Below are 13,578 nucleotides of genomic sequence, written 5' to 3'. Positions count from 1 at the left end.
GGAGGCACCACCATGGCAGAGAAATCAGCGAAGAAGACCACCGCGAAGGTCGCCGTGCGCTCCTTGAAGGAGAAGCGCGCCGACAAGAAGGCCAAGGGTGCGACGGGCAGCCACTCGGAGGACATCGTCTCGAACGTCAAGAAGCGCTGACGCGCGACGTCCCCGAAGGGGCGCCGACCTCCGCACCGGGCATCCCGGTCGCGAGGCGGCGCCCCTCCGTCGTTCCGGTGCGGTGGCGTCGTCCGTGACGGTCGACCGTGCGACAGGAGACCCAGATCTGACATAACCTCGATCTCAGGCCCGCGATCAGGGACAGGCACGGAGGGACGACGACATGGTCAACAGGCACGTCAGGGCGTGGGCGGCGACGGGGGTGACGGTCGTCATGACCGGCGCGCTGGCATTCGGAGGCGCGACGAGCGCCTCCGCGGCCGGGCCGGGAACGGTCGGCTGGGCCGACTTCACCGTGGACGGGACGGCTCGTGCCTACGCGGGCACGATGACGCTCCCCGGCGACTTCCCGCAGGCGACGTTCACGTCGACCTCGCGCCAGGCGACGATCCCCAGCGGGTCGAGCACCTGGCAGGGCACGGGCACGCCGGTCGGCGCCGAGTACGACTCGAGCCGGGGACGCCCGTACCTCAACCTCCGTCCCGCCCAGGACTCACCGACGGCTGCCGCCGCGTCGGTCACGACCTACACCTTCGACCGGGCCACCCCCGCGAGCGACTGGTCGTTCGTGCTGGGCGACGTCGACGCCGACCAGGTGACCGTGTCGGCCACCGACGCCGCCGGTGCAGCCGTGCCCGCGAGCGCCCTCGGCTTCCAGAGCACCTACAACTACTGCCGCACCGCCGGTGGACCGTCGCCGTCGTGCGACGCCGCGGGGCTGCGCGACGTGCCCTCGTGGAACGCCACCACGGGCGTGCTGACCGGCAACGCAACGGCGGCCGACACCGAGGGTGCTTCCGCCTGGTTCAGCCCGACCGTGCCGCTCTCGACGCTGACCTTCACGTACCAACAGCGTTCCGGATTCCCCGTCTACCAGACCTGGTTCGTGACCAAGACGTTCACGGCGAGCGGCACGGTGACGAGCGACGGAACGGCCTACCCCGGAGCGGTCGTGACGGTGGTCGACCCGGCGACCGGTGAGGTCGTCGGGACCACCACGACGGTCGGCCCCGACGGCACCTGGTCGGTGCCCGGTCTCGTCTCGGGCACGCCCTACGAGGTCGACGTCACGACGCCCGACGGTGCCACCGACCTGCCCGCCCGATCCTTCACCGTGACCGGCGACGACTCCCCCGGCCTCGACTTCGCCTTCACGGGCGCCGTGGCCCCGGCCGACACCGCGCCCCTCACGGTGACGGTCGCGCAGGCCGACGGCACGCCCGTCGCCGACCGTCCGGTGAGCATCGTCGTGCCCGGCCAGATCGACCCGGTCGCATCCGGGACGACCGGCACCGACGGCTCGATCACCTTCGAGGGGCTCGATCCCGCCGCGGAGTACAACGTGGTCGACGAGGTCACGGGAACAGCCCGGGGGCCGGTCACCACGGCCTCGGGCGCCTCGATCACGCTCGACCCGACCGTCGAGATCACCACCAGCATCGTGAACCCCGACGGATCGGCACCCGCGACCGGGTCGACGGTCGACATCGTGCCGGTCGGCGAGACCACGCCCGTCGTCAGCGTCGAGACCGGCGCAGGAGGCTCGTTCACGGCCGACGGCCTGACCCCGGGTGAGCAGTACGAGGTGATCCTGAACGAGGACGTCGACTCGGCCGTCACGATCACCGCACCCGCGACGAGCGGGACCATCCCGCCCGTGCAGATCGCCGCTCCCGACACGGTCGACGTCGAGGGCACGGTCGTGAACGCCGACGGCACCCCCGCCGCGGGCCTTCAGCTGCAGGTGATCGACGCCGACTCCGCCGAGCCGGAGCCCGTCGCGACCCCGACCACCGACGCGGGCGGCGTCTACCGCGCCGAGGGGCTCGTCCCCGGGACGGACTACGCGGTCGTCCTGGACGGCGAGGTCGTCGGCACCTTCGCCGCACCGTTCGCCGACGGCACCGTCCCGACGATCACCCTCGCCGCGCCTCCCGTCGTGACGCCCGTGCCCGACCCCGTGCCCAGCCCCGACCCCGCCGTGTCGCCGGCGCCGGTCGTGCCCGCGGCCGACGGGTCCGGCACCGGTGGCTCGGGCAGCGGCGGCTCCGGCCGACCGCTCGCCTACACGGGTAGCGAGCCCGGTCTGCCGCTCGGGATCGGCGCCGCTGCGCTGGCCCTGGGCCTCGCGCTCGTCACCGGCTCGGCCGTCGTCCGGCGCCGGGCGGAGCGCCGCTGACGGCGGTGACCGCCGGGTCTCGAACCCTGCCGGCCGAGGAGGCGCGGTGTCCGTCCGACGGGCACCGCGCCTCCTGCCGTCCGCCCGGCCGCGCACCGGGCCTGTGCCGTCGCCGGGTGCGAGGGAGTTGGCTCGGAGCCATGAAGAACACCACACTCGGCCAGGTCGACGGCGGTCTCGACGTCGGCCGCCTCGGCCTCGGCCTGATGGGCATGTCCGCCTTCTACACCGGCAACAGCACCGACGACGACGAGTCGGTGCGCGTGATCCACCGGGCGCTCGACGTCGGCGTCACCCTGCTCGACACCGCCGACATGTACGGCCCGCACACGAACGAGCAGCTGCTCGGCCGTGCCCTCAAGGGCCGCCGCGACCAGGCCGTGGTCGCGACGAAGTTCGGCAACGTCACCGACCCCGAGGCCCGCGCCGAACGCACGGTCGACGGTCGCCCCGAGTACGTGCGCCGCTCGGTCGACGGCTCGCTGCAGCGCCTCGGCATCGACCACATCGACCTCTACTACCAGCACCGGGTCGACCCGCTGGTGCCGATCGAGGACACCGTCGGCGCGATGGGCGAGCTCGTCACGGCCGGCAAGGTGCGGTTCCTCGGGCTGTCCGAGGCCGCACCCGAGACGATCCGCCGCGCGCACGCCACGCACCCGATCACGGCCCTGCAGACCGAGTGGTCGCTGTGGAGCCGCGAGCCCGAGGCCGAGATCCTGCCGACCGTCCGCGAGCTCGGCATCGGCTTCGTGCCGTACTCGCCGCTCGGTCGCGGGTTCCTCACCGGCACCATCCGCTCGGTCGACGAGCTCGCCGAGGACGACTTCCGCCGGTTCGCGCCCCGCTTCTCGGGCGACAACCTGCAGGCCAACATCCGCATCGTGCAGCAGGTCGACGAAGTCGCCCGGGCCGTCGGAGCCACGCCCGGTCAGGTCGCGCTCGCCTGGCTGCTCGCCAAGGGCGAGGGCATCGTGCCGATCCCGGGCACGAAGCGCCGCGCCTACCTCGACGAGAACGTCGCGGCCGACGACGTCGTGCTCGACGCCGAGCAGATGTACCAGCTCGACGACGTGGCCGCGCCGAAGGGCGACCGCTACGCCGACATGTCGACGGTCGACAAGTAGCGAGGCGACCGACGTCGGCTCGGCGGTCGTCCTGTCCGTCGCCCTGCGTGAGCCGTCGCTCCGCCACCCGCCACGCCGCCACGCCGCCACGCCGCCACGCCGCCACGCCGCCACGCCGCCACGAAATGAACATCCCGCCATGTCTTCTCCTGGCGGGATGTTCATCTCGTGGCGGGGTGAGACGTAAGGGCGAGTGACGAGGGCCAGGCCGAGGAGGCGCGGGTACGGTCGAGCGATGGACGACGTGATCAGACGCCGGGCCCTCGTGCACGGCTCGGTGCAGGGCGTGGGTTTCCGTTTCTCGACCGAGGGCGAGGCGGACCGACTGGACGTCGGCGGCTTCGTCCGCAACCTGCCCGACGGGACGGTCGAGGTCGAGGTCGAGGGACGGCCCGACCGGGTGGCGCTGCTGCTCGAGTGGCTCGACGAGGGGCCCCGTGGAGCCAGGGTCGACCGGGTCGACGTGAGCGAGATCGCCCCCGTGGGCGAGAGCGAGTTCAGCACGCGCCACTAGCTCGAGGGGCGGTCACGAGCTCGAGCACCCGTCACCAGCTCGAACGTCGGTCACGAGCCGCCCGGGCGGTGGGAGACGAGGAACCCGGCCCGGACGCTCACACACACCCGACAGTGTGGAGTGCCCGGACCGGGCGTTCAAGGGTACCTGCTCGTCGACCCGTCCCGATCACCCGGACCGGTTCGGTCGGTCCGCGCGGCCCGGTGGCCCGTCGGCCCGGTTGGCCCGGTCGGCCCGGTCAGCCCGGTCGGCCCCGCGACTCCGGTCAGTTCGACCGGTGACCTCACATCCGGTGACGCTGCCGCGTCTACGGGGTGAGTACCATCGCCGAGAGCCAGGAGGCACCGTGAGCGTCCACACCACCGTCGACACCCCCGTCGGCACGCTGACCGTCGTCGGGGTCGAGACGGGCCTCGTCGGCCTCTACTTCGACGAGCACCGCCACCTGCCCGATCCGACCGGCTTCGGCCCGATCTCGCGGGACGGTGTCGGGCTGAGCGACTTCGCCGAGGTCGAGCGCCAGCTCGGTGGGTACTTCGCCGGCGAGCGCCGCTCCTTCGACCTGCCGCTGGCACCGCGCGGCAACGACTTCCAGGTGCGGGTGTGGGACCTGCTGCGCGACATCCCCTTCGGCGAGACGCGCAGCTACGGGCAACTCGCGACCGCGCTCGGCGGCGTCGGCCTGGCCCGGGCGGTCGGCGCCGCCAACGGGCTCAACCCGCTGAGCATCGTCGTGCCCTGCCACCGCGTGGTCGGCTCGGGCGGAGCCCTCGTCGGCTACGCCGGCGGGCTCGACCGCAAGCGGTTCCTGCTCGGGCTCGAGGCCGACCAGCCGTCGGGCCCCGAGTCCGGTCGGCTCTTCTGACGTGGAGCCCTTCGAGCGCGTGGTCGCCCGGCACGGTCGCACGGTGTGGCGCGTGTGCCGGGCCGTGCTCGACGAGCACGACACCGACGACGCGTGGAGCGAGACGTTCGTGGCCGCCCTCGTCGCCTATCCGTCGCTGCCCGCGTCGACGAACCTCGAGGCGTGGCTGGTGACCATCGCGCACCGCAAGGCGATCGACGTGCTGCGGGCGCGGGACCGTCGCCCCCGACCGGTCGAGACGGTGCCCGAACCGCCACCCGCGCCTCCTCTCGACGAAGCCGTGGCTCGCACGGACGAACTGGACGGGGCGTTGCGGACCCTGCCGCCGGGCCAACGCCGTGCCGTGGTCTACCACCACCTCGTCGGGCTCTCGCACCGCGAGGTCGCCGAGGTCACCGGCATCAGCGCGGACGCGGCCCGGCGCGCCTCCGCCGACGGGATCGCGACGTTGCGCCGGCTGCTGGCCGAACCGGCGACGCCCGGACCGACCGGCACCTCGGGGCGGGTCGCCCGCCGCGCCTCCGTCCCGTCCGCCTCCGTCCCGTCCGCCTCCGTCCCGCCCACACCCGTCCCGTCCGCCTCTCCCGAGCCGAAGGGCACCCGATGACCGCCTCCCCCGCCGACGCGTCGACAGACCCGCGCGCCCTGTTGACCGGTCTCGACCCGGCCGACGACCGTCTCGCCGCCCTGCACGCCCGCTTCGCCGAGGCCGCCCTCGACGCCGGGGCGGTCGACGTGGCCTACCGCACCCTCGACTCCCCCGTCGGGCGGCTGCTCGTCTGCGCGACCGACGTGGGCGTGCTGCGGGTGGCCTTCGAGATCGAGGGGCACGACACGGTGCTCGACCGCCTAGCCTCGACCGTCAGCCCCCGCATCGTCGAGGCTCCGTCGCGGCTGGACGCCGTGGCACGCGAGCTCGACGAGTATTTCCGCGGCGAGCGCCGCGCGTTCGACCTGCCGCTCGACCGGCGTCTGTCGAGGGGGTTCCAGCGAACGGTGCTCGAGCACCTGCCCGACATCGGCTACGGCGCGACGGCGAGCTACGCGGCGGTCGCCCTCGCCTCGGGCAGCCCCCGGGCGGTCCGGGCCGTCGGCACGGCCTGCGCGACCAACCCGCTGCCGGTCGTCGTACCCTGCCACCGGGTGGTGCGGAGCGACGGGACCGCCGGCAACTACCGTGGGGGCATGGCGGCCAAGCAGATCCTGATCGACCTCGAGGCGGGCGCGTGAGCGACGCGGTGCGCCCCGGCGTGGTGCCGTCGGGCGGGGTGCCGTCAGGCGTGGCGCCGTCGGGCCCGGCCGGCACGGGCGTCGTGGTCGGTGACGACGGGCTGGCCCGGCCGGTCTGGGCGTCGACCGATCCGCTGCTGCGCGACTACTACGACACCGAGTGGGGCCTGCCGGTCCGCGACGAGCGCGGCCTGTTCGAGCGGCTGAGCCTCGAGGCGTTCCAGTCGGGGCTGTCGTGGGCGACGATCCTGCGCAAGCGGCCGGCGTTCCGCTCCGCGTTCGCCGACTTCGACCCCGAGGTGGTCGCCCGCTTCGACGACGACGACCGAGAGCGCCTCATGGCCGACGCGGGCATCGTCCGCAACCGGCTGAAGGTCGACGCGACGATCCGCAACGCGCGAGCGACGCTCGACCTGCGCGCCGACGGCGGGCTCGTGGACTTCGTCTGGTCGTTCCGGCCCGCCGAGACGCCCCGGCCCCGCACGATGGCCGACGTGCCGACGACGTCGCCCGAGTCGCTCGCCCTCTCGAAGGCGCTCAAGGCGAAGGGGTTCACCTTCGTGGGGCCGACCACGATGCACGCCCTGATGGAGGCCGCGGGCATCGTCGACACGCACCTCGTCGACAGTCACCGACGCGGGTCGTCGGGGGTGTGGGGCGAGGACGGTCGGCCCGTGTCGGACGGCGGCGGCCGGGCGGCCGGGTCGTGACGGAGGCCCCGCCCGACGCGGCGGCAGCCCACGGGGCGGCACCCACCGGGGCAGCATCCGACGGGGCGGTCGCGCGCTTCGACGTCGAGCCCGTCGGCGCCTGGGACCACGCCCACGCCGTGGGGTTGCTGGCCGCGCACAGCGTGCCGGGGGCCGAAGCCACCGACGTCGCCGCGGCGTCGCACGCGCGACTGGTCGAGCTGGGCTCGGGGGCCGCGCGCGCCTCCTACCGTCTCGACCTGTCGTTCGCGTCGACCGGGGTCGACGTGACGGTGACCGGGCCCGACGGCGTGCTGCCGACGCAGGCGACGGTCGACGAGGCCCGACGCGTCGTGCGGACGTGGCTCGACCTCGACACCGACCTCGACGACGTCGAGCGGGGCTTCGCCGACGACCCGGTGCTCGGGCCACTCGTCGCGGCGCGTCCGGGCATCCGCGTGACGGGCAACCCCGACGGGTTCGAGACGGCTGCGATGACCGTGCTCGGGCAGCAGGTCTCGCTCGCCGCGGCGCGCACCTTCACCGGTCGGCTCGTGGCGGCCTACGGCGATCCGATCGCGGGGACGGGCCTCACGCGGTTCCCCCGAGCCGAGCGCCTCGCGGCAGCCGACGTCGACGAGCTGCGGGCCGCGGTCGGGGTGACGAACGGTCGGGCCCGGACGATCCACGCCCTGGCCGAGGTCGTCGCCGACGGGCTCGTGATCGCGCCCGACGTCGACCACGCCGACGCCCGTCGACGCCTGCTCGCCGTGCCCGGCATCGGCCCGTGGACGGTCGAGTACCTCGCGGTGCGTGCCCTCGGCGACCGCGACGCCTGGCCCGCGGGCGACCTCGTGCTGCGGCGCGTGATGGGCGGCCTGACGACGAAGCAGGCCGAGGTCGCCGGGGCGGCGTGGTCGCCCTGGCGCGCCTACGCCCTGTTCCACCTCTGGGCCGCGGTGCTGCCGACCGCGCCGTGACGCGTCCGGCCGCCACCTGCCGACGCCGTCCGGACGAGGAGGCGCGGTGCGCCTAGCCTCGGAGGCCCACCACGAGAGGACTCCCCGATGAGCGACGCCCGCACGAACCCCGACCCGCACGGACCGGACGACGAGCTCGGCCACGGCGACGCGCTCGACCAGGCGGCCGTGGAGGCCGCCGCGATCGAGACGCACCGGGCGACCCACGGGTCGGGCCCGACCGACACGCAGGGCGAGCCCGCCGGGTCGGGCGACGCGACACCCGACGGCGACGTCACGCAACCGCTCGGCGGCAGCCACTCGGGCGAGGACGGGTACGTCGCCGTGAGTCCCGGGGGCGTCTCGGGCGCGCAGGACGCCGCCCTGACCGTCGACGACGAGGACCCGCACTCGGCCGATCCCGAGGCGAACGCCCACCGCGGCGACATCGGCGCGAACCGCGGCGGCAGCGGCGGCCGCTGACCTTCGGCGAGACCCCAGGAAGTCACCGAGACCCCCGTACGCGCGCCGGGGTCTCGGCGACTTCCTGGGGTCTCAGCGGCGACGGGGTGGTGCATGCTGGTGGGGATGACTGACACGCGCCCCCACCTCGACGACTTCGCCCGCTTCATCCAGGCCTCACCCTCGTCCTTCCACGCCGCGGCCGAGGCCGCCCGTCGGCTCGACGACGCCGGGTTCACCGCCCTCGACGAGACCGCCGAGTGGCCCACCGGCCCGGGGCGTCGCTACGTCGTGCGTGACGGCGCGGTCATCGCCTGGATCGAGCCCGCCACGGCGACGGCCACGACGCCGTTCCGCGTCGTCGGGGCGCACACCGACTCCCCCGGCTTCAAGCTGAAGCCCAAGCCCACCACCGGCACCCGTGGCTGGTTGCAGGCCGGTGTCGAGGTCTACGGCGGCCCGTTGTTCAACTCGTGGCTCGACCGCGACCTCGAGTTCGCCGGTCGACTGGTCACCCGAGGTGGCGAGACGCACCTCGTGCGCACCGGGCCGCTGCTGCGTTTCCCGCAGCTCGCCGTCCACCTCGACCGTGGCGTCAACGCCGACGGCCTCAAGCTCGACCCCCAGCGCCACCTGAACCCCGTGGTCGGGGCGGGGCCGCTCGACGAGGCCGACGTCCTCGGCCACCTCGCCGGGTTGGCCGGGCTGACCGGAGCCGACGTGACCGGGTACGACGTGGTCGTGGCCGACACCGCGCCTCCTGCGGTCCTGGGGCTCTCCGGCGAGCTGTTCGCCGCCGGCCGCATGGACAACCTGTCGTCGACCCACGCCGGTCTCGTCGCGTTGATCGAGACCGCGACGGCGGGCGTCGAACTCGACCACGTCGCCGTGTTCGCGGCGTTCGACCACGAAGAAGTCGGGTCGGCCACGCCCTCGGGTGCCGCCGGGCCGCTGCTCGAGGACGTGCTCGCCCGGGTCTCGGCCGGTCTCGGGGCGACGACGACCGACCACCGCCGGGCCCTCGCCGGGTCGTGGTGCCTGAGCGCGGACGCCGGGCACGCCGTGCACCCGAACTACCCCGAGCGTCACGACCCGGTCAACCAGCCGGTCGTCAACCGCGGGCCGCTGCTCAAGATCAACGCCAATCAGCGCTACGCCACCGACGGGCTCGGGGCGGCCGAGTGGTCGCGGGCGTGCGAGCAGGCCGGTGTGCCGTTCCAGGAGTTCGTCTCGAACAACTCGGTGCCGTGCGGCTCGACCATCGGGCCGATCACGGCGACGCGGCTCGGCATCCGCACGATCGACGTCGGCATCCCGCTGCTCGGCATGCACTCGGCCCGCGAGCTCTGCGGCGCCGACGACCCGGCCTACCTGTCACGCGCCGCTGCCGCCTTCCTCGCGCCGGACGCGTAGGCCCGGCAGCTCCGTCGGCCGCCGGTCGTGACCGCACGGCGGATCAGCCGAACGCCTCCGCCGCGGGCACGCCGAGCGCCCAGGCCAGCACGACCGGCCACTCGCCGTAGCCCGAGTCGGGGGTGAGGTGACCGCCTCGGGGCACGACGACGATCGGGGCGTCGACCCGCGCCTCCCAGGTGTCGACCGGGCCGAGCGGCAGCCACTCGTCGTCGTCCCCGGCGACGACGACCGCCTCGGCGGACCCGCCGGGCGAGAGCCGACGTCCGTCGAACAGGTCGCCGGCCACGAACGCGTGGATCGGCTGCCCGGCGATCAGCTCGGGCGAAGGAGGCGCGACGAGCGCGACCCGGTCGGCCCGCGGAGGCGCGTCGCCGGCCTGCAGCCTCAGCCAGAGCAGGCACGAGAGGCTGTGGCACAGCACCGTCAGCGGCACGTCCTCGGGGAGGCCGTCGAGCTCGCGTCGCACCGCAGCGCCCCAGGCGGCGGGCGTGGGTTCGTCGGCGTCGGGCAGCTGCGGGTAGCGCACGACGTGCCCGCGGGCCTCGAGCTGGCCCGCGAGCCACCGCTGCCAGTGGCCCTCGGGGCGGTGGTTCTGCCAGCCGTGCAGGATCAGGTAGGCCGTGGGCGGAGTCGAGAGCGGGGTCGGCGTCGGGGCGGTCGCGTCGGTCACGGTCCGATCATGCCCGGCGAGAGCCCGGGACGTGGCAGGGTCGACCCATGACGTCACACCCGTCCCGGTCGCGACCGTCCCGATCGCGATCACCCCGGCCGCGCCCGACCCGCTCACCCCGGGGCCGCTTCGGCGACGGCTACGCCTTCGACGGCGAGCCGACCCTCGACGGCCCGCCGCCCGCCGGGTTCCACGTCACGACCCGCAGCCGGGTGATCGGCCACGGCCGGGCCGCCTTCGACGCCGCGGGCGACGCCGTGCTGCACTGGCAGGTGCATCGCGGCTCGGGCTTCGTGCCGCTCGAGGTGCCCGACCGGGTGACCGTCGGCGCGACGAGCGTCTGGGGCGTCACCTTCGGCCCCCTGCACCCATCGGTCGCCTGCCGGGTGTTCGCCGTGGTGCGGTCCGAGACCGAGATCGGCTTCGGCCACGCCGCCCTGGTCGGCCACCCCCAGCGCGGCTGGGAGAGCTACCGCGTGCGCCGCCACGACGACGACCGCGTCACGCTCGACATCCGCGTCGTCTGGCGCCCCGCCGCCTGGTGGATGCGAGCCGCCGGGCCCGCATCGGCGCTCGCCCTCTCGCTGATCCTGCGGCGCAACCTGCGTGCGCTGGACGGCGTCGTGGCCTCCGTCTGACGCGAGGCGCGGGCAGGCGGTGCCGACCCCATGCGCCCGCTGGGCACGGGAGCGGGTGCCACGCCACCGCGTCGGGCTCCGAGCCCGCCGTGCCACACTGATCCGATGAGTCCTCGACGTCGCCACGCCGGTTCGGCCCGCCGCGCGGCCGCCCGCGACGCCTCGCGCTCGGGCGACGTCGACACGAACGTGACCGTCCGGCGCGTCGAGCGGGACGACCTCTACGTGCGGGTCAACACGATCGGCGACACCGGCGAGCGTCCGTTCGTGCTCGTGCCGGGCATCGGCGTCTCGTCCGACTACTTCGAACGCCTCGCGCCGAACCTGAACGAGTTCGGCCCGGTGCACGCCCTCGACCTGCCGGGCTTCGCCGGGGTGCCGCACCCGGGCCACGCCCTCACCATCCGCGAGTACGCCGACCTGGTCGGCACCGCGATCGACGAGCTCGGGCTCGACGACCCGGTCGTCGTCGGGCACTCGATGGGCACGCAGATCGTCGTCGACCTCGCCGCGCGGCGGCCCGACCTGTCGACCGTCGTGCTGATCGGGCCCGTGATCGACCCGGCCCACCGCCACGTGCTCGAACAGGCGGTGCGCTTCGCCCGCGCCGCGTGGCACGAACCCGGCCGGGTGAAGTTCCTGGCCCTGAGCGCCTACGTGCTCTGCGGGGTGCGCTGGTTCTCGCGCATCCTGCCCAAGATGATGACGTACCCGATCGAGCAGCACCTGCCGCAGATCGCCGCCGACACCCTGGTCATCCGTGGTGAGCACGACGCCGTCGCCCCGCGCGAGTGGGTGCGCCGCGTCGGCGAGCTGCTGCCCTCGTCCCGCCTGTGGGAGATGCCCGGCGCCGCCCACTCCGTCATGCACGCCCACGCCGAGGAGGTCGCCAAGCTCTGCGTCGAGCACGCCCAGCAGCCGATCCGACACGACGAGGGCGACGAGCTGCACCACTACGTCGACGCCGGCGACGGCGACGAGAGCGACGACTTCAGCCCCAGCCCCGCCGACTTCGTCAAGGCCGTCGGGGCGCGCCTGCGCTCGACCGCGGCGACCATGCGCGGCGACGACGAGGCCCTCGCGAAGGCCAAGACCGACCACGCCGAGTCGATGCAGGCGGCCTTCGACCGTCGTCAGGCCGAGAAGGTCGCGGCCGGCGACGAGCCCGACGACGGCCCGCACATCGAGTCCACCACCGGTGACGCCCGCCGCTGAGAGCGCCGGTCGCGTCGAGGACGCAGGAGGCTCCGGTCGCGTCGACCCCGCCCCCCACGCCCTCGCCCTCACGCCCCCGAGACGGTCAGCCCGATCAGCACGAGGTTGAGCGCGACGACGACCACCACGGCCGCCCATCCGGCGACCCGCGTCCCCACGGCGTTGACGCCCGTGCCCATGAGTGACCGGTCGCTCGTCGCGACGACGAGCGGCACCAGCGCGAAGGCGATGCCGAAGCTCAGCACCACCTGGCTGAGCACGAGCAACCAGGTCGGGCTGATGCCCGTCGCGAGCAGCACCAGGGCCGGGATCAGTGTCACGACCCGTCGGACCATGAGCGGCACCTGCACGTGCAGCAGGCCCTTCATGATCTCGGCACCCGCCATCGCCCCGATCGAGGTGGACGCGAGACCCGACGCGAGCAGGCCCACGGCGAACAGGACGCCGATCACCGGCCCGAGAGCCGCGGCGATCGCCCGCTGTGCCCCGGGGATCGTGTCGGTGCCGTCCTGACCCGAGAGCGTCGAGGCCGCGAGCACGAGCATGGCGATGTTCACGCCACCGGCGACCAGCAACGCCAGGACGACGTCCCAGCGCGTGGCCTTCAGGACGCGGGCCCGGTCGGCGCCCTCGGCGACGACTCCGTGATGGTCGCGGGTGAGGGCGGAGTGCAGGTAGACCGCGTGCGGCATGACCGTCGCGCCGAGCATCGAAGCGGCCAGCAGCACCGCCGTGCTGTCCTCGAAGCGAGGCACGAGACCGGCGAGCATGCCGCCCGCCGAGGGCGGGGCGAAGAGCAGTCCGGCGCAGAAGCCGAGCGTGAGGACGGCCAGCAGGGCGATGACCACGGTCTGGAAGACCCGGCCGCGGCGGTACCTCGTGAGCATCAGCAGGCCGAGCGAGACGAGACCGGTGATCAGGCCGCCGACGACGAGCGGCACGCCGAACAAGAGCTGGAGCGCGAGGGCGCCGCCGATGATCTCGGCGACGTCGGTCGCGGCCGCCACCAGCTCGGCCTGCCCCCAGTACGCGAGCCGGAGGGGCCGAGGACGGAGGCGCGTGCCCATCACCTCGGGCAACGAGCGCCCCGTGACGATGCCGAGCTTGGCCGACAGGTACTGGACGAGCACGGCGATGGCGTTCGCCAGCACGAGCACCCAGAGCAACGTGTACTGGTACGACGCCCCCGCCGTGAGGTTCGCGGCGACGTTGCCCGGGTCGACGTAGGCGATCGCGGCGACGAACGCCGGGCCGAGCAGGGTGCCGCGCGGCCGCGCGTGGACGACCTGCGGGGGACGGCCGTCACGGGGCGGGTCGGCGTCGGCACGGCGGCTGTCGGTCGAACTCATTCCTCGACCCTAGCAAGGTTTCGGCAGCCCGAAACTTAGTTGTCGAGGTGTCTCAATCCTGGCTGGTGCCGAAAAACCCGGTTTCGAACCATGA

General features: G+C 74.0%; 15 protein-coding genes. 13 read left to right on the top strand and 2 right to left on the bottom strand.

Going from position 1 to position 13,578, the window contains the following annotated elements:
- The first annotated feature begins 12 nt into the window (after positions 1 to 12).
- The 11 genes from BIV04_RS17080 (at position 13) to BIV04_RS05935 (ending at position 9,609) form a co-directional block, all read left to right on the top strand.
- Entirely contained in the window at positions 13 to 150 is a 138-nt protein-coding gene (locus BIV04_RS17080) for a hypothetical protein (RefSeq protein ID WP_167599047.1), read from the top strand.
- Between the two features lie 184 nt (positions 151 to 334).
- Complete coding sequence (locus tag BIV04_RS05980) at positions 335 to 2,350, top strand: hypothetical protein (protein ID WP_071255146.1); 2,016 nt, start codon at positions 335 to 337, stop codon at positions 2,348 to 2,350.
- Positions 2,351 to 2,490: 140 nt separating this feature from the next.
- Positions 2,491 to 3,477, top strand: a complete 987-nt coding sequence (locus BIV04_RS05975; RefSeq protein WP_071255144.1) for an aldo/keto reductase — start codon at positions 2,491 to 2,493, stop codon at positions 3,475 to 3,477.
- A gap of 235 nt (positions 3,478 to 3,712) precedes the next feature.
- The gene (locus tag BIV04_RS05970) at positions 3,713 to 3,991 is read left to right on the top strand and encodes an acylphosphatase (RefSeq protein ID WP_071255142.1); all 279 of its coding nucleotides are present in this window, start codon (positions 3,713 to 3,715) and stop codon (positions 3,989 to 3,991) included.
- Between the two features lie 346 nt (positions 3,992 to 4,337).
- Positions 4,338 to 4,856: a methylated-DNA--[protein]-cysteine S-methyltransferase gene (locus tag BIV04_RS05965; protein WP_071255141.1), complete on the top strand. Its 519-nt coding sequence runs from the start codon at positions 4,338 to 4,340 to the stop codon at positions 4,854 to 4,856.
- A 1-nt stretch (position 4,857) separates the two neighbouring features.
- Positions 4,858 to 5,463, top strand: a complete 606-nt coding sequence (locus BIV04_RS05960) for an RNA polymerase sigma factor (RefSeq protein ID WP_071255139.1) — start codon at positions 4,858 to 4,860, stop codon at positions 5,461 to 5,463.
- The gene (locus tag BIV04_RS05955; protein ID WP_071255137.1) at positions 5,460 to 6,086 is read left to right on the top strand and encodes a methylated-DNA--[protein]-cysteine S-methyltransferase; all 627 of its coding nucleotides are present in this window, start codon (positions 5,460 to 5,462) and stop codon (positions 6,084 to 6,086) included. The genes BIV04_RS05960 and BIV04_RS05955 overlap by 4 nt, the downstream gene beginning before the upstream one ends.
- A 50-nt stretch (positions 6,087 to 6,136) precedes the next feature.
- A complete protein-coding gene (locus BIV04_RS05950; RefSeq protein WP_083396222.1) occupies positions 6,137 to 6,796 on the top strand; it encodes a DNA-3-methyladenine glycosylase I in 660 nt (219 codons plus the stop codon).
- Positions 6,793 to 7,755: a DNA-3-methyladenine glycosylase gene (locus BIV04_RS05945; protein ID WP_083396221.1), complete on the top strand. Its 963-nt coding sequence runs from the start codon at positions 6,793 to 6,795 to the stop codon at positions 7,753 to 7,755. The genes BIV04_RS05950 and BIV04_RS05945 overlap by 4 nt, the downstream gene beginning before the upstream one ends.
- Before the next feature lie 87 nt (positions 7,756 to 7,842).
- The gene (locus BIV04_RS05940; protein ID WP_071255135.1) at positions 7,843 to 8,217 is read left to right on the top strand and encodes a hypothetical protein; all 375 of its coding nucleotides are present in this window, start codon (positions 7,843 to 7,845) and stop codon (positions 8,215 to 8,217) included.
- Positions 8,218 to 8,322: 105 nt separating this feature from the next.
- Entirely contained in the window at positions 8,323 to 9,609 is a 1,287-nt protein-coding gene (locus BIV04_RS05935) for a M18 family aminopeptidase (RefSeq protein ID WP_071255133.1), read from the top strand.
- A 43-nt stretch (positions 9,610 to 9,652) separates the two neighbouring features.
- On the opposite strand, the gene BIV04_RS05930 is transcribed toward BIV04_RS05935, so the two are convergent.
- Positions 9,653 to 10,282: an alpha/beta hydrolase gene (locus tag BIV04_RS05930; protein ID WP_071255329.1), complete on the bottom strand. Its 630-nt coding sequence runs from the start codon at positions 10,280 to 10,282 to the stop codon at positions 9,653 to 9,655.
- 47 nt (positions 10,283 to 10,329) lie between these two features.
- On the opposite strand from BIV04_RS05930, the gene BIV04_RS05925 reads away from it, so the two are divergent.
- Positions 10,330 to 10,920, top strand: coding sequence for a DUF1990 family protein (locus BIV04_RS05925; protein WP_071255132.1), 591 nt, complete (start codon positions 10,330 to 10,332; stop codon positions 10,918 to 10,920).
- Between the two features lie 105 nt (positions 10,921 to 11,025).
- Entirely contained in the window at positions 11,026 to 12,135 is a 1,110-nt protein-coding gene (locus BIV04_RS05920; RefSeq protein ID WP_071255131.1) for an alpha/beta fold hydrolase, read from the top strand.
- A gap of 68 nt (positions 12,136 to 12,203) precedes the next feature.
- Here the strand turns inward: BIV04_RS05920 and BIV04_RS05915 are convergent, their stop codons facing one another.
- A complete protein-coding gene (locus tag BIV04_RS05915; protein ID WP_071255129.1) occupies positions 12,204 to 13,484 on the bottom strand; it encodes an Nramp family divalent metal transporter in 1,281 nt (426 codons plus the stop codon).
- Positions 13,485 to 13,578: the final 94 nt, after the last annotated feature.

Origin of the sequence: Frigoribacterium sp. MCBA15_019, assembly GCF_001864945.1 — a bacterium.
Classification (GTDB): domain Bacteria; phylum Actinomycetota; class Actinomycetes; order Actinomycetales; family Microbacteriaceae; genus Frigoribacterium.
This window is presented reverse-complemented; position numbering and strand designations above follow the sequence as displayed.